Genomic DNA, 25,130 nt, shown 5'->3' with positions numbered 1-25,130 from the left:
AGGCACACAATCATGGCAGGTGGACCAAGAAGAGGCGGACGTCGTCGTAAAAAAGTATGCTATTTCACAGCAAATGGTATTACACATATCGACTACAAAGACACTGAATTATTAAAACGTTTTATCTCAGAACGCGGTAAAATTTTACCACGTCGTGTAACTGGTACTTCAGCTAAATATCAACGTATGTTGACTACAGCTATCAAACGTTCTCGTCATATGGCATTATTACCATATGTTAAAGAAGAACAATAATATTTAGTTTATTGTAAAACCCCGTAAGCATAGGCTTATGGGGTTGTTTTTGTGTTTTGGGATAAAAGATGAAGGGCAAAAAAGAGGATGTGAATGTTTTGTGTTCGGAATTTGCACAAAGATATGTTTATATTGCAAAAATAATATGAATTTAGATGCATAAAAAAAGAGGCAACCGTCAGTAACAGTTAACCTCAAGTGCATTCCGCAGATATGCACCGCTATTTATGTATAATATTAATCTGTTTTTAGATAAAAATCAAGGTTATTGATAAAGTTCTTTAAACTTCTTAATTTAGGTCTTGCTCGAACGCCTATAATTTTATCATAAGTCGACTCGCTTATCTTTGATCGTAAAAAATCAAGGTTTTGTTCGAATTGCCTTATAATTCTTTGGAGTTCTGCTTTAGAATAAGAGAGACCAGAACAAATTAGAATTAATAAAATGAGATAATCAATTATTCTGTCGAAATCTAAATTGTGTATATCCATTTTTACTGCTAAATATTCTTTTAATCTATTACTTGTCTCTCCAGTTTTAAATCTACAGTCATAAAGTACACCATTGTGAGCTATAGCATTTCTTAAGCCTTTCATACAATCAATGATGTCACCTAGTATATCTTTACTTTGATCAAATGCTGGGGAGTATAATTTTAGTTGTTTTTGAGCTTCTATATTTAAATTTTGGGACATGCAACGAGTGAAAAATACCAGATTTCCTAAAGTGAATAATTCAAATACGGCATATAGTGGCACGGTTCTATCTTGATGTATGTAATGATAAATGTAAGGTTTTGAATTACAATGTTCATGGATCATGTCGTAAATATCTCTTCTTAGTCTAGTAGTATTTTTTAAATGTTTTTTATATTTTGAACTACCGGGACTATAACTTTTATAATATGTTAATGATTTTTGAAATAAACTATCTAAATCAAAGCCAGAGTTTACACAAACTATTTCTAGCAATCTATTTTTAATAGCCGTTTCACAGAACATAACGTGTTTATAGAAAAGGTTTTTAATTTCTGTATCAAAACTGTATAAAGCGTGTAATTCGCTGAATTTTTCAAAATTAAGTTCTTCTTCTTTGTTTAAAAAGAAATTATACCCTTTGAATCCATGAAAATAGCCGATGTTTCGTAACTGGTTTTTTTCCGTGCTACCATTTATTTGGATACCTTTATTGTCTCTTATATGTCTCATTAAACCATCAGTAGTTTTAGGTGTTTTTCTGTTCATAGTTTTTAACTCCCCAATCGTTCAAATTTATTCAGCATATCTTTCGCCATCTGATTAGTAACATGTGTGTATATCTCTAGATTTTTTTATAATCTGAATGACCTACATGCTCTTGCATTGCTTTTAAGTTAATTCCTAATTGAGCAAGTGTAGATATATGCGAATGATGTAATGTATGCGTCGTTGCAGGTTTCTTAATAGAACTAATCTCAGTTGTCTCTTTGATAGCCCCCCCTTTAATAATGTTATTTATTTTGTTTAAATCGATAGGACCACCAGCTGCATTTGTGAATATGTACCCTATATTAATAAACTTATCATTCAAAGCATAAGTGTTCTTAGTAAGTCGATGCTATGGATAGTGAGGCCTATAGTCCTATAGCTGTTACTTGTTCTAGTTGTCTCTTTTACTCCGGATGCTTCCATTTTTAATCAGTTATCCAATTAATTGTACCATCGATATCTAGCGTTTTATCTTCATAGTTTATATTTTCTCTTTTTATTGCAAGTAGCTCACCGATACGCATGCCATTAGCAATTTGAAACTGCACTATAGATTTTACCTTTTTATAATTACGTTTTCTCGTTGGGTATTTTTATGCTGAATTAGATAGTCGAAACAATCCGGTATTTCTTTCACTACATTATCTTTTAAATTGTTATTACATATAGTTAGTAACGCATCACTATAGGGATATCTATTTTATCTATTACACATATAACTTTGAATTGCTTACTATTTTAAATTAACAAATTTTATTCTCTTAGAATTTGTCCAATTAAGTGTAGACGATTCAATTCCATAATAAAGTCTCTATAAAATAACTTAGTTTAAAAACGATTCGTATCTTTCAGATTCAAATACCATCATTTTCTCCTAAGACTTACACTTTAATTACAATTATGTAAGTTGTTTTCAGAGACATCCTATTTTATATTTTGTCAGAGGTGATCTTTTGAAAACGATTTTAAAAACAATAACATATCTTGCATTTACTATCATTGGCGCTTATGCTGCTTTATTCATTTTAAAAACAATAGACTCTCATGGTATAACAGATCAATTTAACCCATTAGTAAAGGAAGATGATTCTTATGTTAAAACGACAGAGGTGTCTACTAGAATGGATGATCAACTCCGAAGTTATAGTCAAAGTGCTTTTAATAAAGAAGGGAAAGAGACGCAATTAATGTATACTGCTACATTTGATGTTAAACCGCATAGATACTTGAAAATTACACATAAAGGTCATCATGTAGAAACTTTTGAAGAAGTAGAAAAGGAAGAAGTACCAAAGAAAGCATTAGACAAACTGAGTCGATAATAGCATTCTTATATTACATGGTTCATTTTAAAGATGAGTACGAAATGAAGTGACACATGACGATTAATTTAAAAATATTTGTAATAATTATGAATAGAATTAAAAACAAGGGGTAATACAATCTATATAGCATATAAGCTTTTGTTATGAGTTTCAAAAAAAGGAAGAGAGAGTGATATTATGAAATTAAAATCATTAGCAGTGTTATCAATGTCAGCGGTGGTGCTTACTGCATGTGGCAATGATACTCCAAAAGATGAAACAAAATCAACAGAGTCAAATACTAATCAAGACACTAATACAACAAAAGATGTTATTGCATTAAAAGATGTTAAAACAAGCCCAGAAGATGCTGTGAAAAAAGCTGAAGAAACTTACAAAGGCCAAAAGTTGAAAGGAATTTCATTTGAAAATTCTAATGGTGAATGGGCTTATAAAGTGACACAACAAAAATCTGGTGAAGAGTCAGAAGTACTTGTTGATGATAAAAATAAAAAAGTGATTAACAAAAAGACTGAAAAAGAAGATACAGTGAATGAAAATGATAACTTTAAATATAGCGATGCTATAGATTACAAAAAAGCCATTAAAGAAGGACAAAAGGAATTTGATGGTGATATTAAAGAATGGTCACTTGAAAAAGATGATGGTAAACTTGTTTACAATATCGATTTGAAAAAAGGTAATAAAAAACAAGAAGTTACTGTTGATGCTAAGAACGGTAAAGTATTAAAGAGTGAGCAAGATCAATAAAATATGCCGTAACACTAACGATGGCAACATGTCTTAATTCATATTAATTATTAAAATACCCTCACAACGCAATGTAATATATCCCGTATAGATTTGAAAGGATATATGCCTAACGTGTTGTGAGGGTTTAATTGCATCTATTTATCCATGCGAATATCGACTTCTTCTAAATGTTTCTGATATTCTTTAACCTTACTTTCTAAAAACATTTCATATGGTGCATCAAAGAAGTCAGCTAAATGCATGGCATCTTTAAATTTAGGTTCATGGTGATGATTCTCCCATTCCCAAATTTGATGTGCTTCATATTTAGTACCATATTTCTCATTTAATTGTTGTGCTAATTCGTCAATTTCTAAATTATGTTTAGTTCGTAAGTTATATAAAATATGCATATTCATTGTTCATTAACCTCGCTTCTTGATTTAAAATTCAAAGATGCTCTTATAATATGTGTATATTCTAGTCCTATAACATAAAATAATCAAGCTATGAATTCGGCAGAAAAAATAATGTATATGATATTGCCGGTACAGAGACTTTAAATAACGATAGCTACATTGAATAAAATTGATATTCAATTACTACTTTTAAAAATATTTGGATAAAAATAATTTGAATTTGTTTTAGAAAGTCTAATAATGGGTACTACTTAGAATAACGCAAAATAAATAGAAAAAGGAGACTGAAAATTATGTTTGGATTTATTGGAATGTTAATTGTCGGTGGCTTAATTGGATGGGCTGCTGGTGCTATTATGGGTAAAGATATCCCAGGTGGTATTTTAGGTAATATTATCGCAGGTATTATTGGATCATGGGTAGGTGGCAAACTATTCGGACAATGGGGTCCTGAATTAGGAAGTATTTACATCTTGCCAGCTTTAATCGGTTCAATTATCTTTATTGCAATCGTAACGTTAATTTTAAGAGCGGTTCGTAAAAAATAAAATATTCAACTTAGGTTGAATTAATATAAAGATGGCATTCAGTTGTCATCTTTTTTATTTGCGTGAAAATGGTCAATATGTATTATAATATTTGAAAATGTAGGTAAGATAGGATTAAAAAGTAATAAATTAACATGAGAAGAGGTTGGAAATAAAAAAACGAGTATTTGACAAATAAAAAAAGGATGACGTTGGGTTGCGCCATCCAGGAGTATTATGTTCATGAATATAAAAGACTGTGTAGTCATTTAAGAACTACACCCATATAGTAACACATCACTTGATTAAAGACAATACTATTTTTAGAGTCATTAATTTAAAATATGAATTAATTCTTTTTTTAGAATAGAATATTAAGATTGATATCGAATTAGTAGTCAAAGTGTTATGGTAGATATGAAATACATAAGATAAGGAGTAATATTATGACGATTTATTTAGTTAGACATGGCGAATCAAAATCGAATTATGATAATAAACATTTTAGATCTTATTTTTGTGGACAATTAGATGTGCCGTTAACGGATACTGGCACAAAAAGTGCGGACGATTTATGTGATTATTTTAAAGAGAAACAGATTAAACATGTATATGTTTCAGACTTATTAAGAACACAGCAAACGTTTGAACATATTTTTCCATATGACATTGCATCAACGACTACCCCTCTATTAAGAGAACGTTCACTTGGCGTATTTGAGGGTGAATATAAAGATGAAATCAGTGCGAATCCGAAATATGAAAAATATCTCAATGATCCAAACTTTAAAGACTTTCGACATAGTTTTTCACAAAAAGCGCCTGAAGGAGAAAGTTATGAAGATGTATATCAACGCGTAGAACATTTTATGAATCATGTTGTCAATGAAGATACACAAAAAGATGATATCGTCATTGTTGCACATCAAGTTGTCATTCGTTGTTTGATGGTTTATTTTAACAAAGTTTCAAGGGAAGAAGCTGTGGATTTAAAGGTAGAAAATTGCAAACCATATATCATTGAATAGAAGTATAGAGGTTCTGAAAAGCTGTGTTTTATAGCGGCCTTCAGAACCTTTTTTGTATTTGGATTTTAATGGGAATCATTCTTATCAAAAGACTTCCCACCAATAGCTAATGTGATAATTGCGCTTATGAACAAAATAATTGAAGTTATAAATGACGCTAATGTAAAAGGTGTAAATTGTGTGAGCGATAATATCAATGATAAAAAGAACCAAGAGATAGCCCCTAGAAATTGTAAAATAGCAGAAGAAATTCTAAAACTCATATTATTGAATATAGCTAAAATAAGTGCGGGTAATGCGACTAATACCATTATAATGATGTTGAGTGTGAATAAATATGGCTGTTCGAAAGTTACTGTGTTTGGACCTGTTGGATGCATTGCTGCTAAGAACAAGCAAACAATCGTCGATAAAATTGCTAAAATAATAAAAGTGATTCGAACTTTCATCATGACCATCCTTTGTTTATAGAGTCAATATAAGTATGGAATATGTTAGGGATATAGTCAAATGCGTCAACTAATGGGGATTTTAGGATGGATAGAGAATTTAAGGCAATTAAAAAAGCATCAAACAGTAATATGCTGCTTGATGCAATATGGTATTGGTTAAAATGTATTGTCTCAAAGATTAGTCACTTTTAAAGATAAAGAATTGTCATGAATTAAAGCGCATGTACTGATGAGTGATGTGTTACATGTCGCAATGATGGCTTTCAGTTATTTATCGATAACATCACTCTTGATACCTTTAGATTTTAAGAAATCTTTAATTTTATCTTGTTGCTTTTTATTAACATCACCGGCATATTTTGTTGGCACGTCGACTACATTGATTTTATTTTGCGGTTGATAGCTAAGCTTTTCAATATCTTCGTTAACATTGGCGATTGTACTATTTAAAGCTTTGAAGTAATTCATCATTAATTCAACGGGTTTCTTATATTCTTTAGGAATATTGTTTTCAGTGACAAATTTCTTGAAATGCAAATCATTTTTAACAGCTAAGTTAGATAAGTGGCTAAGTGTTTCTGCTTGTTTTTCAGTCACTTTTGTTTGACTGTCAATTTGTTTATCTAGTTTATGTTGCATAATATATTTGTTATCAAGTATATCGCTATTTACAGACAAATACTTTTCTATAGCTTGCTTCATCTCTGCATCACTAATATCACTATTTTTCTTATCTGAGTTAAAAATATCTTTTGTTTCTAATTTTTTAGCGCTTTTAGGTGCATGGATGCCAGTACTTGTGTGATGATCTTCGTTATCAGATTGATCGGACGCGCAACCTGTAAGAATTAATGTCGATGCTAAAAATGTACTTAGTAGTAATCTCTTTTTCATAATGTAATATAACTCCTTAGTTTATCTTTAATTGAAAAAATATGTATTCATGTTTAATAGAGTAACATTGAATTAGTTTGGAATGTCACGATGACCTTGCAATGACCATAGACGTAAATGATTACGTGCATGAGTTGCTTTTTCTATCAATAATGCGTCGTTTTGAACGTTGTTAAGGATAGCATTATCTATAAATAACTGCATAATTGGTTGTACTAATTTAGACGTAGGTATTGTACGTAAAAGCATAATGATTTCATTCACATACTTTTCCTTCTCAATATCATTTTTCATATTGATTTGTTTGCGTAGATAACTGGTAAACTCTTTAATTGCTTGATCAGATTTCAAATAGTGGTGTCTATCATAATAGATTAATTCCTCAACAGAAGCTGGTACATAGTATCCTTCATCAGAAATATCAATGCCTGACGCCTCAGACTCGACAACATCAAATAACACAGGGTGAAACACGAAGTCATCTTCAATATAATATAGCTCAGTACCAGCTAAAGTATCTAAGCTATATTGCAACTCTTCTTTACTAAAAGTAGCGTCATAAAATCTTTGTGTGAGATATAGTAGATGATTAGTTGATAAAATACCATACAAGTTTACAGAACCAAGTATAATACGAAGAGGTAAAATATCTTTTTTATCTATTAATCCTTTCTTAATCTTAGAAATCAATTGAGTGATTGCATCACTTCTTAAGCTATCGGTTGTACCAAAATCTTCAAAATCGTCATGTTCAAGTAACATATCTAAGTCAACTTCGTCTTCCATAAATGATAATTCTAACGCGTTTTCAAACTCTGCTAAACTATTCTCAATTGTTTGCTCATCAACAAATTGATTTACAGCTTTCTCAAAATCACCATTGCCGACTTGATTCACGAAATTTTCAATATGTTTACGCACATCATTTGGCAAAATAAGACAATCATATTCAAAGTCGTAATAATAATAAAAATGACTAGTTAAAAAGTTGTCAAAATTTATTAATTGTAGCTTTTCAAATTCAATTAGTTCATTGTTTAATCGGTAGTTAGCATCACTTTCAAGTATGCTAGAAAGAATGTCAAACTCAAATAGAGTAGTATTAGAAAACACTTGTTCAATGATGTGATTATTATTGAAAAATGCTGTCATAATTAATTCAACAAGATTTTGTTTGTTTTTATTTGAGAATCCTTTGATACCATACTGCCTGCATATTGTTTTTAGCTCGTCATTAGTTTTTAACAGTAAAGCATGTTCTAATGTGACATCGTTTAAGCGCGTATGTTGTCTTACACGTAACACTTCTTCATTTAAATTCATATGGTTTATTGTATCTAACGATTCGAATTCACCATAGGTACTATCTAGTACTTCTGAATTGATATAACTTAAAAATAAATTATTTACAAAGAACTCATCTTCATTAATTTGATAAACAAAACCTAGATGATTTGTTAGCTTTAAAATATTAACATCGCGTTTATTTATAATTGTGACAGGATTACCATTAGATATAAGTGTTTCTATAAATTTTTGTTCTGTCTTATCCATATCATGATAAATTTTATGTATATTTTCAGGGCGTAAAGCGTGAATCGTGACTTCAAATCCTTCTTTTTGGGTCGGTAAATTAAAATATTCGCATGCATTTTGTAATTTTCCTGGGTATATAAAATGAACATCAAGCATTTTTGCACACCTCGTTGTATATATTAAGTTTATCATAACATGATTTTATGTCGGGATAAAAAAATAACAGCATCTTAACAAATGTAAGATACTGTCAGTGAAATGAATGAAACTTTAGTTTCTGATAATATAGTCAAAGGCATTTAATGCTGCATTTGCACCAGCGCCCATTGAAATAATAATTTGTTTGTTCTTCTGATCTGTGACATCGCCAGCAGCAAATATTCCAGGTACGTTAGTATTATTGTTACGATCAATAACAATTTCACCACGTTCGTTTAATTCAACAGCATCTTTTAACCATGATGTGTTTGGAAGTAAACCAATTTGAACAAAGATACCATCTAAGTTAAGTAGATGTTCTTCGCCGGTGCTCATGTCTTCGTAACGTATACCTGTAACATGGTTTTCTCCGACAACTTCAGTAGTTTTGGCATTTGTTTTGATATCAACATTTGATAAAGAACGTAAACGATCTTGTAACACGTTGTCTGCTTTTAATTCGCTAGCGAATTCGAATAATGTAACATGATTAACGATACCAGCAAGGTCAATTGCTGCTTCAACCCCAGAGTTACCGCCACCGATAACTGCTACGTCTTTATTTTCAAATAGAGGTCCGTCACAGTGAGGGCAGAATGCAACACCTTTATTAATCAATTGCTCTTCACCTGGAATGTTTAGCTTACGCCAACCTGCACCAGTAGCAATAATGACTGTTTTACTTTCTAGGACAGCACCGTTTTCTAACGTAACTTTAATTGCTTCGTCAGTCTTTTCGATATCTGTAGCACGAATGCCTGTCATTGCATCAATGTCATATTGATCAATGTGCGCTGCTAAGTTAGAAGAAAATTCAGAACCAGTTGTTTCTTTAACAGTAATGAAGTTCTCAATACCAGCAGTATCATTAACTTGGCCCCCGATACGATCAGCAACTATACCAGTACGTAAACCTTTACGTGCTGTGTAAATCGCTGCACTACCACTAGCAGGACCACCACCAACGATTAAGACATCATAAGGTTCTTTGTTTTCAAACTCAGATGCATCTGCCGTACTGCCTAGTTTCGAAAGAATATCTTGGATTGTCATACGACCATTGCCAAATTCTTCGCCATTTAAAAAGACAGCAGGGACTGCCATGATGTTTTCAGATTCTTCACGGAACACTGCACCATCAATCATAGAATGCGTGATGTTAGGGTTAATCACACTCATTAAGTTAAGTGCTTGAACGACATCAGGACATTTTTGACACGTTAAACTAATGAATGTTTCAAAATGGAATGAACCTTCTAAGTTTTTAATTTGGTCAATGATTGACTGTTTTTCTTTAGGTGCACGACCACTAACCTGTAAAATTGCTAAAACAAGTGAGTTAAACTCGTGACCTAATGGAATACCTGCAAATGTTACACCTGTTTCTTCGCCAGGACGATTGACTGAGAAACTTGGTGTACGTTTTAAAGACTTTTCAGAAAGTGAAAGTCTAGGTGACATATCAGAAATTTCTGTTAATAATTCTTTGAGTTCCTTAGATTTATCATCTGAACCAAGGCTGGCAACGAATTCAACGTTGCCCTCCATTAGTTCTAATAGTTGTTTAAGTTGTTGTTTTAAATCAGCATTAAGCATGGTTGTAATGCCTCCTTAGATTTTACCTACTAAATCTAAACCAGGTTGCAATGTTTTAGCGCCTTCTTCCCATTTAGCTGGGCATACTTCGCCAGGGTTTTTGCGAACATATTGAGCTGCTTTGATTTTGTGAGCTAATGTACTAGCGTCACGGCCAATTCCGTCAGCGTTAATTTCAGATGCTTGTACAACACCGTCTGGGTCGATAATGAATGTACCACGTTGAGCTAAACCAGTAGCTTCATCTAATACATCAAAATTACGAGTGATTGTTTGTGATGGGTCACCAATCATAGTGTAAGTGATTTTGCTAATTGCATCTGAATGGTCATGCCATGCTTTGTGTACGAAGTGAGTATCAGTTGATACTGAGAATACATTTACGCCTAATTTTTGTAATTCTTCATATTGGTTTTGTAAGTCTTCTAATTCAGTTGGACAAACGAATGAGAAGTCAGCAGGATAGAAGCATACTACGCTCCAAGAACCTTTTAAATCTTCTTGTGTAACTTCTTTAAATTGATCTTTTTTTGGATCGAAAGCTTGCGCTGTAAATGGTAAGATTTCTTTGTTAATTAATGACATAAATATCTTCCTCCTAAGAATTTAAGTATGAATTAGAACTATCAATTGATTGTGCTTAATTATAATAATTCTAATCTCTTAGTTAGCATTATTACATTTTGATCCAGAATAGTCAACTGGATAACTTTGTAAAGTGAATGATTACTTTTAAAATAAAGAAAGATAATATAAAGTGCTTTGATAATGGATTTTGTAGTCGATGATTTAAAAGGTTGTGTCTATATTTAATATCTTGATTTTAATGTAAAAAATGTAAAAAAAGAAGATTTGTATTCTCAACTAAGTCAACCTTATTGATAATGGTGTGAGAATATTTGTTCGAGATGGATGAAGGTAATGCGTGAGAAACTGGATTTTTTAAGTACGAGACAATATTTTTGAAAGTTCAATTATTAACTTATAAGCAAATAATTGCTATAAAAAAGTTTGGACGTGTACAATTGCAATATGAAGATTTTTAATTAACTGTAAAGTATCGAGGAGTGGTAACGTGTCAGATCATGTATATAATCTTGTGAAAAAGCATCATTCTGTTAGAAAATTTAAGAATAAACCTTTAAGTGAAGACGTTGTTAAGAAATTGGTAGAAGCTGGACAAAGCGCTTCGACGTCAAGTTTCCTACAAGCATACTCAATTATTGGTATCGACGATGAGCAGATTAAAGAAAATTTACGAGAAGTTTCTGGACAACCTTATGTTGTAGAAAATGGCTATTTATTCGTCTTTGTTATTGATTATTATCGTCATCATTTAGTTGATCAACATGCTGAAACTGATATGGAAAATGCATATGGTTCAACGGAAGGTTTGCTAGTAGGTGCAATCGATGCAGCATTAGTTGCCGAAAATATTGCGGTAACTGCTGAAGATATGGGGTATGGCATTGTCTTTTTAGGATCATTGAGAAATGATGTTGCACGAGTTCGAGAAATTTTAGACTTACCGGACTATGTCTTTCCATTATTTGGTATGGCAGTAGGGGAACCTGCAGAAGATGAAAATGGCGCAGCCAAACCACGCTTACCATTTGACCATGTCTTCCATCATAATAAGTATCATGCTGATAAGGAAACACAGTATGCACAAATGGCAGATTACGATCAGACAATCAGCAAGTACTATGATCAACGTACAAACGGGAATCGCAAAGAAACATGGTCGCAGCAAATTGAGATGTTCCTAGGAAACAAAGCAAGATTAGATATGTTAGAACAATTGCAAAAATCAGGCTTAATACAGCGATAGCAAGATACCAAAATAACCCGCCCCCTCTAGCTTAAAATGATAAGTATAGCTAGAAGGGGCGGGTATTTCTTGCAATGAATTAGTGTGAAGTTAATGCAGCATTATCATTTGATTCGAAAGTATCTTTGTCCCAATGTTTAGTTAACTTGGCGGTACCTGTACCAGCTAGCATTGAATCGTTCACGTTTAATGCTGTTCTACCCATGTCAATCAATGGTTCAACGGAGATGAGCACGCCGGCTAAAGCGACTGGCAAGTTTAACGTTGACAACACCAATATGGATGCAAATGTAGCCCCGCCACCGACGCCAGCAACGCCGAATGAACTAATAATCACGACAGCGATTAACGTTACAATAAATTGTAAATCAATTTCTACATTAGCGACGGGTGCGACCATAATTGCAAGCATGGCAGGATAAATGCCAGCACAACCATTTTGTCCAATCGACAATCCAAATGTCGCAGCGAAATTGGCAATACCCTCCGGCACGCCTAGACGTCTTGTTTGTGTTTGTACATTCAGTGGTAAGGTACCCGCGCTTGAGCGTGATGTGAATGCAAAGATTAATACTTCCAAAGTCTTTTTAATATAGCGAATAGGGCTAATGCCTAACAGGCTTAAAATAATTAAGTGAATGATATACATCGTAATTAATGCAGCGTACGATGCGATTAAGAATTTTCCTAAAGTCCAAATGGCGCCAAAGTCACTTGTCGATAACGTGTTGGCCATAATTGCTAATACACCGTATGGCGTTAAACGTAAGACGAACGTCACAATCGCCATTACTAGTGAATAGATAGCGTCAATCGCACGCTTAAGCAATTCACCATGATCAGGTTGTTTGCGTGCTACGCGTAAATAAGCAAATCCTATAAACGAAGCAAATATCACAACAGCAATCGTGGAAGTTGCACGTTGTCCAGTGAAATCTAAGAATGGATTTTTAGGCAATAATTCCAAAATTTGTTGTGGTAACGTATGTGCTGTTAAATCTTTCGCTTGTTTAGCAATTTCGCTTCCACGTGCTTGTTCAGCGTTACCAAGATTAATTGTTGATGCGTCTAAACCAAACATCAAGGCATACACAACACCGACAATTGCAGCAATGGTGACAGTGCCGATTAAAAAGATAAAAATGAGACTACCAATTTTAGCAAATTTTTCTCCGATTTGAATTTTAGTGAATGCAGCGACAATAGAAATGAAAATTAAAGGCATCACAATCATTTGCAACAATGCAACGTAACCTTGTCCGACAATGTTGAACCAGTCACTTGTTGATGTTATAACATTCGAATGTGTTCCATAGACAAGATGTAGTAACACGCCAAATACAATGCCGATACCTAAAGCTGTAAACACACGTTTCGCAAAAGATATATGTTTACGAGCCATCATGTGCAATATTACGATGAAAATCACCAATACAATAATATTAATCAGTGTAAGAAAAGCATTCATGAACGTCACTCCTCAAATTTTTGAATATAATTCCGACCAGTATACTAAGAATAATATTAATTTTAAATTATTTCAAGAGGGCATTTGCAATTAAATGTAAACATGATGAAATTCGACCGTTGGCATAAGGGGATTTGTAAACAAATCGTTTTGAATTCAGTAGTGATAGGTGGAAAGGGTAAATAGTGTGATGAGCTAGTCGATTAAAGTTAATATTTGAAAATGAAGCAGGGCATTAAATGCAATAAATTAAATAAGTTGTCATTACAGCGTTAATAATAGAAATGATTTTAACAGGAAAAAAGTGATGAATATTTGGAAAAGATATATATCGTGTACTGTCATGAGAGATAAGATATGAGAAAACAAATGTATCCTTGAATCGAGATGTGGCTATGGCGGTTTGATAAAAATTGCTAACCTCATATTTATTGAATAAAAAAGATAATAAATGATCAACCTTGAAAAGACGCTTCGAACAAACACGTTGTAAAAAATTCTTTCGAATCAAAATTAGCATCTTTTGAGGATTCGTGTGTGCAGGTGGTAGTTCAAAAGCTACCGTAAACAAATATTTTTGTTTGAGCAAAAAGGCGTTTGTAGTAAATGTGAATATGAGTGTGCCCTTGTGCGATTCGTCATTTACTAACACAGCCAAACATTTAAATTGAATGGGCTTATTAAGATGAATCTATTTAGAAGTACACAGAAGCCATCCCATTTAAAAGTAACATACTACAAAAATTTATTCAAAATTCAATATTAATCATAATGAATAATTAAAAAACCTGAAACAAATTAGTTTGATATGCTCTCTTCAAAGTAGATATTGAAAGGAGTTTATCAGATTGTTTCAGGTTTTATGAATTGAGTATTAAATTTGAAAATAAATTACAGTTCTATAGTTTTATAAAAGATCAGTTTTTAAATCATAGATATATATTACTGAGTCTTACAGGCTGGGACATAAATCAATGTTCTATGCTCTACGAAGTTATATTGGCAGTAGTTGACTGAACGAAAATGCGCTTGTAACAAGCTTTTTTCAATTCTAGTCAACCTTGCCGGGGTGGGACGACGAAATAAATTTTGCGAAAATATCATTTCTGTCCCACTCCCTACAGGTTGAATAAACGTGCGAAGAAACCTTTTTTCTCTTCTTGAGGTTTTGGTTCTGACATTTCAGACTGTGAAGCTGTGCTGTCATTTTCTGCTTTCGCTTCCAATGAATCGTTCGAAGTAGCTTGTTTAGAAGCTTCTGCATGGGCTTCTGCTACTTGTTGTTCAGCATCATGTTGCGCTTCTGCATCTACTGTAGCTTCTTTATTTGAAGTCTCAGCTGCTTTGTCATTTTTAGACTGCTCAACGCTGGCTTTTTCAATTGCTTCAGTTGCAGAAATTTGATCCTCTTTATCTACTTTAGTAGCAGTGCCATCGCCTGCATTTTCTGCTTTAGTATCCGTCTTAGCGTCTGTTGATGTATTCACTCCAGCAACCTTCGAATCTTTACTTTCAGCCTTTTCATCAGTAGCAGTATTATTTTCAACTTTATTTGATGATTCAGCCAATACTTTAGCTTGAGATGCTTGTGCTTCTTGGATAGCCTCTTGTGATGTTTGGATGGCTTTTAAGGATTCGCTATTTGAATCGATTTTAGTTGTAAGTTGATTTTGAAGTTCTTTTAATTCTTGTTGTTGCTGATGTACTTGATTCATCATTTGACCAAGTAGGTGACGTTCTTCGCGCATTTTCTGGATTTCTAGACGCAAATCTTCTACTAGTTGAGCAACATTTTGATTAGTAGGTAAGTTTTTGTCATCGTTTTTGACAATGACTTGCAGGAAGTCTTTTTCTTTTTCTAATTCATCAAACGCTAGATCATAACTATTTGTTTGTTTTACTTTGTCGGCTATGTCTTTGAAAAGCTCGATATCTTCTTCTTTGAAATCAGTTGCTTCACGACCACGATATTCAGTCTTGCTTAGTTGGTAACCACGTTCTTCTAAATGTTGAACAATTTTACGGACTTGCTTCTCACTTAGTTCTACGCGTTGTGCAAATTCTTTAGTTAACATACTTTAAAGTCCTTTCTGCATATACTTTATGTATACTGACGTTTGTCTACGGGCAGTGAAACGTCAGTCTTGCTTCATACATAGTTTAAACGTTATTGTTAGTGATTTCAAGTTTGTTTAAAATGGTTTACGTAAATCCATTTCTTCTAATAAATCATAAATAATTTCACGTGCGATACCATTTGCAAATACATACTTCAAAATATAATTTGATTTAACACTTGTACCGTAGATATCCTTTGTCAGTTTAATATTTTTCTTTAAAAATAAGTCCACTTTTTTAGTGTGACCATCATTAGTTGGATGAATGTAATCAATTTCAGTTTGTCTTTCAAATTGATGTTCGTATAAAAACTGTCTACGGTGTTCAATAATGAGCCCATTATCTTGTGTTAAATCTGCAGGTTCTTTAGGGACTTCCATCATTAAAAAGTTAATACTTCTAGAATGAACAAGGTTTGATAATAAGTTTAATTCATGTTCAATTTGATGTAATGTTTGTGTCATTAACTCATCATGGTTGGGTAGGTCTTTTGCAAATAAATAAATTAAAAATGCAGAATTGGTTGTGGCTTCATAATGTGCAGTTGCTAGACTGACAACAACATCGTTTTCTAAGCCTACGATAAAGACATAATCGTTTTCAGTTTTGTTGTTTTCTAATGAGCGTTTGATGATACGTTTATCTTCAGTTAAAGATAAATTTAACTTAGTATCGTAAAGTTTAAGTGCTTCGTTGTAATGTGGATCTTTGACAGATTGAATGGTTTTAAATTCCATAAGAACACCTCCCCAATTTAAATAATATTATAGCATAATCGCCTGTTGTAAAAGACTGTTCATAAACTTTTAAATGGTATAAAAAACTGTACTATCTTAAATTAGACAGTACAGTAATCTCATTTTGAATTCAGTGTGATAACTAAGCTTTGGGACCTTTAGATGCTTCAGCAAAATGTGTAATATCAACTTCTTCATAAGTTGAATTATTTTCTAGTACTTCTTGGTGAGATGAATGATCGCGAACGCCAACAACTAACATTTTATCGTCTAAAATAAGTTGTTTATATTTTTCTAATTCATCAGGCGCTAAGTTGTAGCGTGATAAAACTGCATGTTCACCATCTTCTCCTGTTAACAGTTTAGTCATTTTATCACTAAATGTTCCACTTGTTGAGATAAGGGAGATTTCAGAGTCGTGTAAGTCATTTAGGTGTAATTTACTTTTACTAATAATTGTTAGCTCTGATTCTAAATAACCTTCAGATTTCTTTTGATTGATTACGTTGTATAATTCGCCAGTGTCATTTACTACAGTAATATCTGCCATAGTTGTCGCCCCTTTAAAAATTTGTTTATTCAATCTTTTACCCTTCTTATTATAAAGTAAAACCCTTACATTATTAAGTTATAAGTCTTCATTCGCATTAAACGTCTCTGTACATTTATAAAACTATTAAAAGTTTACCTAAGCAGTTATTGAAAAAATGCCGAAAATTTGCTATTATCGTTAAATAATTTACATAAACTCATATAATCTAAAGAATATGGCTTTAGAAGTTTCTACCATGTTGCCTTGAACGACATGACTATGAGTAACAACACAATACTAGGAGTAGCTTCAGCCATTAAATTGTAACCATGATGGGTGATTTATATCATTTTATATGATGGTCACAGTTTATTTGATGAAACTTCTTTTACATTGATTGCATGACCAATACGTGATGCATGTTCGTTCACTCATAAACCCTGAAACTATTATTTAGTTTGGGGATTTTTTTGTATCTAGCACCAATTTAAGAGCAAAATGTTTCACACAAATCTGAGGAGGTTTTAAGAGTGGAGTTACTAGGACAAAAAGTAAAGGAAGACGGCGTTGTCATTGATGAGAGGATTTTAAAAGTCGATGGATTTTTAAATCATCAAATTGATGCAAAGTTAATGGATGAAGTTGGTCGCACTTTTTACGAGCAATTTAAAGATAAAGGGATTACTAAAATCTTAACCATTGAAGCTTCCGGTATCGCACCAGCAATCATGGCTGCACTGCATTTTGATGTGCCATGTTTATTTGCGAAAAAAGCAAAACCTAGCACTTTGACGGATGGTTATTATGAAACATCTATTCATTCATTTACTAAAAATAAAACAAGTACGGTCATTGTTTCAAAAGAATTTTTATCAGAAGAAGATACTGTACTCATCATCGATGACTTTTTAGCAAATGGTGATGCTTCATTAGGATTATACGATATCGCACAGCAAGCGAATGCTAAGACAGCTGGTATTGGTATAGTTGTTGAAAAGAGTTTCCAAAATGGGCATCAACGTTTAGAAGAAGCAGGCTTAACAGTTTCTTCTCTCTGCAAGGTTGCTTCACTAGAAGGAAATAAAGTGACATTGGTGGGAGAAGAATAATGAAAAATTTAATCCTAAGTGTTCAACATCTTTTAGCTATGTACGCAGGTGCCATCTTAGTTCCAATCATTGTTGGTACAAGTTTGAAGTTTACGCCTGAACAAATCGCTTACTTAGTTACAGTAGATATATTTATGTGTGGAGTTGCCACATTTTTACAAGCCAATAAAGTAACAGGAACAGGATTACCAATCGTTCTTGGATGTACATTCACGGCTGTTGCGCCCATGATTTTAATTGGTCAAACGAAAGGAATAGATGTACTTTACGGTTCGCTATTTTTATCAGGGATATTAGTTATTATCATCGCGCCTTTCTTTTCACATCTTGTGAAATTCTTCCCACCAGTAGTAACGGGTAGTGTTGTTACTATCATTGGTATCAATTTAATGCCAGTAGCAATGAATTACTTAGCTGGAGGTCAAGGTGCAAAGGACTATGGAGATGTTAAGAACATTTTGTTAGGTTTAATGACATTAATCATTATTCTTGTTTTACAAAGATTCACAACTGGATTTATTAAGAGTATTGCCATATTAATTGGACTCGTTTTAGGAACGATAGGTGCTGGCTTACTTGGGATGGTCGATATTAATCAAGTCAATCATGCCGGTTGGTTAGGCATCCCAGTGCCGTTTAGATTCTCAGGATTTAGCTTTGATGTGACATCGACGTTAGTGTTCTTTATTGTAGCTATCGTTAGTTTAATTGAGTCGACAGGTGTCTATCATGCGTTAAGTGAAATTACCGGTAAGAAGTTAGAAAGAAAAGATTTTCGTAAAGGTTATACTGCGGAAGGTCTAGCGATAGTGTTAGGTTCTATATTCAATTCATTTCCGTATACAGCCTATTCGCAAAATGTAGGACTTGTTTCTTTATCCGGCGCTAAGAAAAACAATGTTATATACGGCATGGTCGTGTTATTACTTATATGTGGTTGTATACCTAAGCTTGGCGCATTAGCAAATATCATACCGCTACCTGTGTTAGGTGGTGCGATGATAGCTATGTTTGGCATGGTAATGGCATATGGTGTTAGTATATTAGGACATATCGATTTTAAAAATCAAAACAATTTATTAATTATCGCTGTATCAGTAGGATTAGGTACTGGTATAAGCGCTGTACCACAAGCATTTAAAGGTTTAGGTGAACAATTTGCATGGTTGACCCAAAACGGAATTGTTTTAGGCGCAATCTCTGCAATTATTCTTAATTTCTTTTTTAATGGAATAAAGTATAAACAAACGGAAGAAAATGTGAAATAATATAACTAATTAATTTGAAAAATGGAGGCTGTTTTTAATGTGGGAAAGTAAATTTGCAAAAGAATCATTAACGTTTGATGATGTGTTATTAATTCCAGCACAATCTGATATTTTACCGAAAGACGTTGATTTAAGCGTACAATTATCAGACAAAGTTAAATTAAATATTCCAGTTATTTCTGCTGGTATGGATACTGTAACTGAATCTAAAATGGCGATTGCTATGGCTCGTCAAGGTGGTTTAGGTGTTATTCATAAAAATATGGGCGTTGAAGAACAAGCGGACGAAGTTCAAAAAGTAAAACGCTCAGAAAATGGTGTCATTTCAAACCCATTTTTCTTAACACCAGAAGAAAGTGTTTATGAAGCGGAAGCATTAATGGGTAAATACCGTATTTCAGGTGTACCAATTGTTGATAATAAAGAAGATCGCAACTTAGTAGGTATTTTAACAAACCGCGACTTACGTTTTATTGAAGACTTCTCAATTAAAATTGTAGATGTAATGACGCAAGAAAATTTAATTACAGCTCCAGTGAATACAACACTTGAAGAAGCAGAAAAAATTCTCCAAAAACATAAGATTGAAAAGTTACCATTAGTTAAAGACGGGCGTCTAGAAGGTCTTATTACTATTAAAGATATTGAAAAAGTTATCGAATTCCCTAATGCAGCAAAAGATGAACATGGTCGTCTACTTGTAGCCGCAGCAATCGGTATTTCAAAAGACACTGATATTCGTGCTCAAAAATTAGTCGAAGCAGGTGTGGATGTCTTAGTTATCGATACAGCACATGGTCACTCTAAAGGCGTTATCGATCAAGTGAAACATATTAAGAAGACTTACCCAGAAATCACATTAGTAGCAGGTAACGTAGCAACTGCAGAAGCAACAAAGGATTTATTTGAAGCGGGTGCAGATATTGTTAAAGTTGGTATTGGCCCAGGTTCAATTTGTACGACACGTGTTGTAGCAGGTGTTGGTGTACCACAAATTACAGCAATTTATGATTGTGCAACTGAAGCACGCAAACATGGTAAAGCTATCATTGCTGATGGTGGTATTAAATTCTCAGGAGATATCATTAAAGCATTAGCTGCTGGTGGACATGCGGTTATGTTAGGTAGCTTATTAGCAGGTACTGAAGAAAGCCCAGGCGCAACAGAAATTTTCCAAGGTAGACAATATAAAGTATACCGCGGTATGGGCTCTTTAGGTGCGATGGAAAAAGGTTCAAACGACCGTTACTTCCAAGAGGACAAAGCGCCTAAGAAATTTGTACCTGAAGGTATCGAAGGACGTACAGCATATAAAGGTGCGTTACAAGATACAATTTACCAATTAATGGGCGGTGTGCGTGCTGGTATGGGTTATACTGGTTCACACGATTTAAGAGAATTACGCGAAGAAGCACAATTCACACGTATGGGCCCTGCTGGTTTAGCAGAAAGTCACCCACATAATATTCAAATTACGAAAGAATCACCGAACTACTCATTCTAATTAAGATAAAGGAGAACGACAAATATGGAAATGGCAAAAGAACAAGAGTTAATCCTTGTCTTAGACTTTGGTAGCCAATACAACCAATTAATTACACGCCGAATTCGTGAAATGGGCGTTTATAGTGAATTACACGATCATGAAATTTCAATTGAAGAAATTAAGAAAATGAATCCAAAAGGTATCATCTTATCAGGTGGTCCAAATTCAGTTTATGAAGAAGGTTCATTTACAATTGATCCGGAAATATATAATTTAGGAATTCCAGTACTTGGTATTTGTTACGGCATGCAATTAACTACTAAATTATTAGGTGGTAAAGTTGAACGTGCCAATGAACGTGAATACGGTAAAGCAATCATTAATGCGAAGTCAGATGAGTTATTCGCTGGCTTACCAGCAGAACAAACTGTTTGGATGAGTCATTCTGATAAAGTTATTGAAATTCCAGAAGGCTTTGAAGTTATCGCTGATAGTCCAAGTACAGACTATGCAGCAATCGAAGATAAGAAACGTCGCATTTATGGTGTTCAATTCCATCCAGAAGTACGTCATACAGAATATGGTAATGATTTATTAAATAATTTTGTCCGTCGTGTTTGTGATTGTAAAGGTCAATGGACAATGGAAAACTTTATCGAAATCGAAATTGAAAAGATTCGTCAACGCGTAGGAGACCGTCGTGTATTATGTGCGATGAGTGGCGGCGTAGATTCATCTGTTGTAGCTGTACTATTGCATAAAGCAATAGGTGATCAACTAACATGTATCTTTGTAGACCATGGCTTACTTCGTAAAGGTGAAGGCGATATGGTTATGGAGCAATTCGGTGAAGGTTTCAACATGAATATTATCCGTGTTAATGCGAAAGATCGCTTTATGAATAAATTAAAAGGTGTTTCAGATCCTGAACAAAAACGTAAAATCATTGGTAATGAATTTGTATATGTGTTTGATGATGAAGCATCAAAACTTAAAGGTGTAGACTTCCTTGCGCAAGGAACACTATATACAGACGTCATCGAATCAGGTACTAAGACAGCACAAACAATCAAATCACATCACAATGTTGGTGGATTACCAGAAGACATGGAATTCGAATTAATCGAACCAATCAATACATTGTTTAAAGATGAAGTACGTAAATTAGGTATTGAGTTAGGTATTCCAGAACATTTAGTATGGCGACAACCATTCCCAGGACCTGGTCTTGGTATTCGTGTACTTGGAGAAATTACTGAAGATAAACTAGAAATCGTAAGAGAATCAGACGCGATTTTACGCCAAGTGATTAGAGAAGAAGGTCTTGAAAGAGAAATTTGGCAATACTTCACAGTGTTACCAAACATTCAATCAGTAGGTGTTATGGGAGACTACCGTACGTATGATCACACAGTAGGTATCCGTGCAGTAACATCTATCGACGGCATGACAAGTGACTTCGCACGCATCGATTGGGAAGTCTTACAAAAGATTTCTAGTCGTATCGTAAACGAAGTAGATCACGTCAACCGCGTAGTCTATGACATTACATCAAAACCACCAAGCACAATTGAGTGGGAATAATTATATATAGCAGGCTGGGACATAAATCAATGTTCTATGCTCTACGAAGTTATATTGGCAGTAGTTGACTGAACGAAAATGCACTTGTAACAAGCTTTTTTCAATTCTAGTCAGGGGCCCCAACAAAGAGAAATTGGATTTCCAATTTCTACAGACAATGCAAGTTGGGGTGTGGGCCCTAACACAGAAAATTCATTTTATTGAATTTTACATTTATGTGCAAGTTGGGCAAAGTGTCTTATTTTTTCAAAGTATTTAAAAGTAAAATTACATGTTAATACGTAGTATTAATGGCGAGACTCCTGAGGGAGCAGTGCCAGTCGAAGACCGAGGCTGAGACGGCACCCTAGGAAAGCGAAGCCATTCAATACGAAGTATTGTATAAATAGAGAACAGCAGTAAGATATTTTCTAATTGAAAATTATCTTACTGCTGTTTTTTAGGGATTTATGTCCCAGCCTCTTGATGATTTAAAATTACAATAAGGACGGAAAAGGGGTAAGGTGTTCTAAGTTTGCGTTTTAATTCATCAATAAGGCAATTTTCCGTGTTTATTTTTATATAAAATTTCATATTGTTTAGGATCTTCTTATTTTAAATCATAAATTATAGTTTCGTCTACTATTTTTTCTAATTCAAGTGTATTAAAGCTCCAGTCATTTGTTGTTATTATAAATATTTTTTGGACTGGGTTGTTATTTATATGATTAATTAGCCTAGGAGTATCTGTTTCTATTATTAGAGCAGATTCTACAGGATAGTAAATAGCAAAGTCTCCGTGATAAATTGTGTTTCTTTCATAGAGGTTAACCTCTAAGGTTAAATTACTCAATTTGAAGATTGTGTTTTGAGTTATATTTTTAGGAATAATTCGATTATCTACTATTTGTTTTAGGTTGCCTATTGAACGAGTGTGTATCGTCCCTTTTGTGTAATCGGAATTATTTAAAGCTCTTAAAACAGTTGTTAATTTATACTCGTTAATATAACCCTTTACTAAAGCCATCCGTTTATCGCTACCTATAAAATCTTTCAGTTTTTTGTTGAATTCATTTTTGTTGTGCATAATATTTTATCCTTTCCATTAGTTGATTGTTTTCATTTGTTCAAATCTCTATCCATTTACTCGGTTACAGGGCTGTGTATTTGCAGAGTAATATTATGATTGGAATAACCAACGCGTTCCGTATTCGTTTTGAGTGACGCAGCTAGCTACGATAATAGTGACATGTGGCTTATAACACATTGTGTAATTTATTGTGTGTTTTGTGATGTCTATATTGGTTGCAGATTGTTGTATATTTCACTTAAAGGGCATTTATATAAAAAAAGAGGCCAGATGACGTATCATCTGACCTTCAGCTAAAACGCTGAGAATATGTCATTCTTCAAGAGAATGAAGCCGGAATGGTTACCGGGAATTTGTAAACCAATTATATCAGATGTAATATTACAATTCAATTAGAAAAGAACTTTATCTTTAATTGCTTTTCGATTTCATTCATGTCATCTTCTGAAATTATTATCGTTCCAGTAGGATCAGAATCATTTATTTTGCTTATACGTCTTTTGCTTATTGTTGTAATTGCTGATATATTAACGTATGTATCTTTCCCTTTGTGCTTGGAATAAACACCTATCACTCTATACAGTTCATTAGCTTTTTGATTTAAGTTAGACAAAAGCTTTTTATCTTCTGTGCTAAGTTTAATGTCAATATCTCTATATTTTTGGGCTAATGCTTGTACTTTACTACTGATATCGATAATCTGTTTTTTTTAAATCTGTTGTTGTTAGATTTAGCACCGATTCGTTTAACTTCAAATAATTTTTATTACCTTTGGAAGAAAGTGGAACTATTGTAACTGTTTCTTTTCCTTTATTGTCTTTGTTATCTAATATTACACAAAAATGATTACCAGAAAACTCACTTCCAATATTACTCCCTAGTTTTACATATACCACTGTTCCTCTACTATATGATTTATAATATCTTTTTTTATTGCTTGTAACATCGCTATGTATAGCAATTGAATAAAACTCTAGCCAATGAGGCATGTATATAACTTTCAAGTTTTTACTATCGGATTTTGAATAAGCTTGTTTTAGTTTTTTGTTTGACGTATTTAATTTACTATTTGCTTGATTGATATTTTTAGACATTAAATAGTGTTCTCCTAATCAATTTATTCTTCTTTATATCAGCATTATTAGCACTGAAATTAACATGAATGGTACGAAAATAGATGTTACTATAAAACCAACAATTTTATTAGGTGGAACTCATCAATTTTGTATTTAACAAATTTCGCAATGACCTCCTATTTATCCGCTTTTTATAGTTCATGTATGTGTAAAAAAGCCTATATTGAACATCTAATTATAAACGAATTCCTAATGCTAAAAGCAATCTAACTTACTTAAATATTATTATGAGTTTTTATTGAAATTAAATAAATTTAAACTATTTTTTAGTCTCTCCATATCGTTGGAAGTTGGTTCTTTATATAATCAGATAAATTAGAATCTTCAAGTAATGTGTCTTTAAAAAGTTCAGTTTCTAAATCAACTCTAATATTTGAAGTTAGAAAATTTTTTATTTCATAAATAGTTTCACAATCAATTTTGTTGCTGCCATATATATACACTATATTTAATTAAATCATTTAGTACATTTAAAAGAATTTGATGAACTTATACAAAAGTTTCAAGAAATAGAAAAAATATCTTCTGATATAAGTTTTGCGACCGAATTAAATGACGCACAAAAATTGTTATATTAGAGGC

At 33.1% G+C, this 25,130-nt stretch carries 24 protein-coding genes, 3 pseudogenes and 1 riboswitch; of the genes and pseudogenes, 12 read left to right on the top strand and 15 right to left on the bottom strand.

All coding sequences use genetic code 11. The annotated features are described in order from the left end of the window. The first annotated feature begins 12 nt into the window (after positions 1-12). Positions 13-255 carry a 30S ribosomal protein S18 gene (gene rpsR / locus NST10_RS08250; protein ID WP_000897044.1) on the top strand — a complete coding sequence of 81 codons (243 nt, stop codon included), beginning with the start codon at positions 13-15 and terminating at the stop codon, positions 253-255. Between the two features lie 237 nt (positions 256-492). Here rpsR and NST10_RS08245 read toward each other — a convergent pair whose 3' ends face one another. Then, positions 493-1,500, bottom strand: a complete 1,008-nt coding sequence (locus tag NST10_RS08245; RefSeq protein WP_001080636.1) for an Abi family protein — start codon at positions 1,498-1,500, stop codon at positions 493-495. 5 nt (positions 1,501-1,505) lie between these two features. Beyond that, positions 1,506-2,164, bottom strand: a pseudogene (locus NST10_RS08240) (site-specific integrase); the annotation flags it as partial. A gap of 292 nt (positions 2,165-2,456) precedes the next feature. On the opposite strand from NST10_RS08240, the gene NST10_RS08235 reads away from it, so the two are divergent. Next, positions 2,457-2,825 carry a YxeA family protein gene (locus tag NST10_RS08235; protein ID WP_000849155.1) on the top strand — a complete coding sequence of 123 codons (369 nt, stop codon included), beginning with the start codon at positions 2,457-2,459 and terminating at the stop codon, positions 2,823-2,825. A gap of 180 nt (positions 2,826-3,005) precedes the next feature. After that, entirely contained in the window at positions 3,006-3,578 is a 573-nt protein-coding gene (locus tag NST10_RS08230; RefSeq protein ID WP_000769723.1) for a PepSY domain-containing protein, read from the top strand. A gap of 137 nt (positions 3,579-3,715) precedes the next feature. On the opposite strand, the gene NST10_RS08225 is transcribed toward NST10_RS08230, so the two are convergent. Continuing rightward, positions 3,716-3,979: a helix-turn-helix transcriptional regulator gene (locus tag NST10_RS08225; protein ID WP_001055897.1), complete on the bottom strand. Its 264-nt coding sequence runs from the start codon at positions 3,977-3,979 to the stop codon at positions 3,716-3,718. Between the two features lie 293 nt (positions 3,980-4,272). Between NST10_RS08225 and NST10_RS08220 the strand changes: the two genes are divergently transcribed. After that, positions 4,273-4,527 carry a GlsB/YeaQ/YmgE family stress response membrane protein gene (locus NST10_RS08220; RefSeq protein WP_000466746.1) on the top strand — a complete coding sequence of 85 codons (255 nt, stop codon included), beginning with the start codon at positions 4,273-4,275 and terminating at the stop codon, positions 4,525-4,527. A gap of 38 nt (positions 4,528-4,565) precedes the next feature. On the opposite strand, the gene NST10_RS08215 is transcribed toward NST10_RS08220, so the two are convergent. Next, positions 4,566-4,775, bottom strand: coding sequence for a hypothetical protein (locus NST10_RS08215; protein ID WP_000211680.1), 210 nt, complete (start codon positions 4,773-4,775; stop codon positions 4,566-4,568). A gap of 177 nt (positions 4,776-4,952) precedes the next feature. On the opposite strand from NST10_RS08215, the gene NST10_RS08210 reads away from it, so the two are divergent. Then, positions 4,953-5,534, top strand: coding sequence for a histidine phosphatase family protein (locus NST10_RS08210; protein WP_339209371.1), 582 nt, complete (start codon positions 4,953-4,955; stop codon positions 5,532-5,534). A gap of 65 nt (positions 5,535-5,599) precedes the next feature. On the opposite strand, the gene NST10_RS08205 is transcribed toward NST10_RS08210, so the two are convergent. From NST10_RS08205 to ahpC, 5 genes are all read right to left on the bottom strand, one after another. Then, the gene (locus tag NST10_RS08205; protein WP_001793753.1) at positions 5,600-5,983 is read right to left on the bottom strand and encodes a hypothetical protein; all 384 of its coding nucleotides are present in this window, start codon (positions 5,981-5,983) and stop codon (positions 5,600-5,602) included. A 270-nt stretch (positions 5,984-6,253) separates the two neighbouring features. Then, complete coding sequence (locus NST10_RS08200) at positions 6,254-6,880, bottom strand: NDxxF motif lipoprotein (protein ID WP_000746688.1); 627 nt, start codon at positions 6,878-6,880, stop codon at positions 6,254-6,256. Positions 6,881-6,952: 72 nt separating this feature from the next. Next, positions 6,953-8,572 carry a hypothetical protein gene (locus NST10_RS08195; protein ID WP_000887770.1) on the bottom strand — a complete coding sequence of 540 codons (1,620 nt, stop codon included), beginning with the start codon at positions 8,570-8,572 and terminating at the stop codon, positions 6,953-6,955. 114 nt (positions 8,573-8,686) lie between these two features. Continuing rightward, positions 8,687-10,210, bottom strand: coding sequence for an alkyl hydroperoxide reductase subunit F (gene ahpF / locus NST10_RS08190; RefSeq protein ID WP_000930503.1), 1,524 nt, complete (start codon positions 10,208-10,210; stop codon positions 8,687-8,689). A gap of 15 nt (positions 10,211-10,225) precedes the next feature. Then, positions 10,226-10,795, bottom strand: a complete 570-nt coding sequence (ahpC, locus tag NST10_RS08185; RefSeq protein WP_000052781.1) for an alkyl hydroperoxide reductase subunit C — start codon at positions 10,793-10,795, stop codon at positions 10,226-10,228. Between the two features lie 490 nt (positions 10,796-11,285). On the opposite strand from ahpC, the gene nfsA reads away from it, so the two are divergent. Further along, complete coding sequence (gene nfsA / locus NST10_RS08180; protein ID WP_001279733.1) at positions 11,286-12,041, top strand: oxygen-insensitive NADPH nitroreductase; 756 nt, start codon at positions 11,286-11,288, stop codon at positions 12,039-12,041. A 79-nt stretch (positions 12,042-12,120) separates the two neighbouring features. On the opposite strand, the gene NST10_RS08175 is transcribed toward nfsA, so the two are convergent. After that, positions 12,121-13,509, bottom strand: a complete 1,389-nt coding sequence (locus NST10_RS08175; RefSeq protein WP_000991010.1) for an L-cystine transporter — start codon at positions 13,507-13,509, stop codon at positions 12,121-12,123. 84 nt (positions 13,510-13,593) lie between these two features. Between NST10_RS08175 and NST10_RS08170 the strand changes: the two genes are divergently transcribed. Beyond that, on the top strand, positions 13,594-13,695 hold the full coding sequence (locus NST10_RS08170) for a hypothetical protein (protein WP_001789518.1): 102 nt from the start codon (positions 13,594-13,596) through the stop codon (positions 13,693-13,695). A gap of 932 nt (positions 13,696-14,627) precedes the next feature. Here NST10_RS08170 and NST10_RS08165 read toward each other — a convergent pair. The 3 genes from NST10_RS08165 to NST10_RS08155 all read right to left on the bottom strand — a co-directional run bounded on the left by NST10_RS08165 (position 14,628) and on the right by NST10_RS08155 (position 16,914). Next, positions 14,628-15,584 (bottom strand): hypothetical protein, encoded by a 957-nt coding sequence (locus tag NST10_RS08165; protein WP_000956150.1) that lies wholly within the window; start codon positions 15,582-15,584, stop codon positions 14,628-14,630. Between the two features lie 117 nt (positions 15,585-15,701). Next, positions 15,702-16,364, bottom strand: coding sequence for a hypothetical protein (locus NST10_RS08160; protein WP_000394700.1), 663 nt, complete (start codon positions 16,362-16,364; stop codon positions 15,702-15,704). Positions 16,365-16,506: 142 nt separating this feature from the next. Continuing rightward, complete coding sequence (locus NST10_RS08155; RefSeq protein WP_339212069.1) at positions 16,507-16,914, bottom strand: general stress protein; 408 nt, start codon at positions 16,912-16,914, stop codon at positions 16,507-16,509. A 179-nt stretch (positions 16,915-17,093) separates the two neighbouring features. Then, a riboswitch (purine riboswitch) is annotated at positions 17,094-17,196 on the top strand. Between the two features lie 230 nt (positions 17,197-17,426). Here NST10_RS08155 and xpt point away from each other — a divergent pair. From xpt to guaA, 4 genes are read left to right on the top strand one after another with little or no spacing between them, the layout of a single operon-like run. After that, positions 17,427-18,005, top strand: a complete 579-nt coding sequence (gene xpt, locus NST10_RS08150) for a xanthine phosphoribosyltransferase (RefSeq protein WP_000421416.1) — start codon at positions 17,427-17,429, stop codon at positions 18,003-18,005. Next, positions 18,005-19,273, top strand: a complete 1,269-nt coding sequence (gene pbuX, locus NST10_RS08145) for a xanthine permease PbuX (RefSeq protein ID WP_000793023.1) — start codon at positions 18,005-18,007, stop codon at positions 19,271-19,273. The genes xpt and pbuX overlap by 1 nt, the downstream gene beginning before the upstream one ends. 37 nt (positions 19,274-19,310) lie before the next feature. Continuing rightward, positions 19,311-20,777, top strand: a complete 1,467-nt coding sequence (gene guaB, locus NST10_RS08140) for an IMP dehydrogenase (protein ID WP_000264071.1) — start codon at positions 19,311-19,313, stop codon at positions 20,775-20,777. A 24-nt stretch (positions 20,778-20,801) separates the two neighbouring features. Continuing rightward, the gene (gene guaA / locus NST10_RS08135) at positions 20,802-22,343 is read left to right on the top strand and encodes a glutamine-hydrolyzing GMP synthase (RefSeq protein WP_000424963.1); all 1,542 of its coding nucleotides are present in this window, start codon (positions 20,802-20,804) and stop codon (positions 22,341-22,343) included. 589 nt (positions 22,344-22,932) lie between these two features. Here the strand turns inward: guaA and NST10_RS08130 are convergent. Further along, positions 22,933-23,409 (bottom strand): hypothetical protein, encoded by a 477-nt coding sequence (locus NST10_RS08130; RefSeq protein WP_339209353.1) that lies wholly within the window; start codon positions 23,407-23,409, stop codon positions 22,933-22,935. A 391-nt stretch (positions 23,410-23,800) separates the two neighbouring features. After that, positions 23,801-24,506, bottom strand: a pseudogene (locus NST10_RS08125) (type II toxin-antitoxin system PemK/MazF family toxin). A gap of 506 nt (positions 24,507-25,012) precedes the next feature. Between NST10_RS08125 and NST10_RS08120 the strand changes: the two are divergent. Beyond that, positions 25,013-25,126, top strand: a pseudogene (locus tag NST10_RS08120) (pathogenicity island protein); the annotation flags it as partial. Positions 25,127-25,130 lie beyond the last annotated feature (4 nt).

This window comes from Staphylococcus sp. FSL W8-0305 (assembly GCF_037966415.1).
Lineage (GTDB): Bacteria > Bacillota > Bacilli > Staphylococcales > Staphylococcaceae > Staphylococcus > Staphylococcus aureus.
This window is presented reverse-complemented; position numbering and strand designations above follow the sequence as displayed.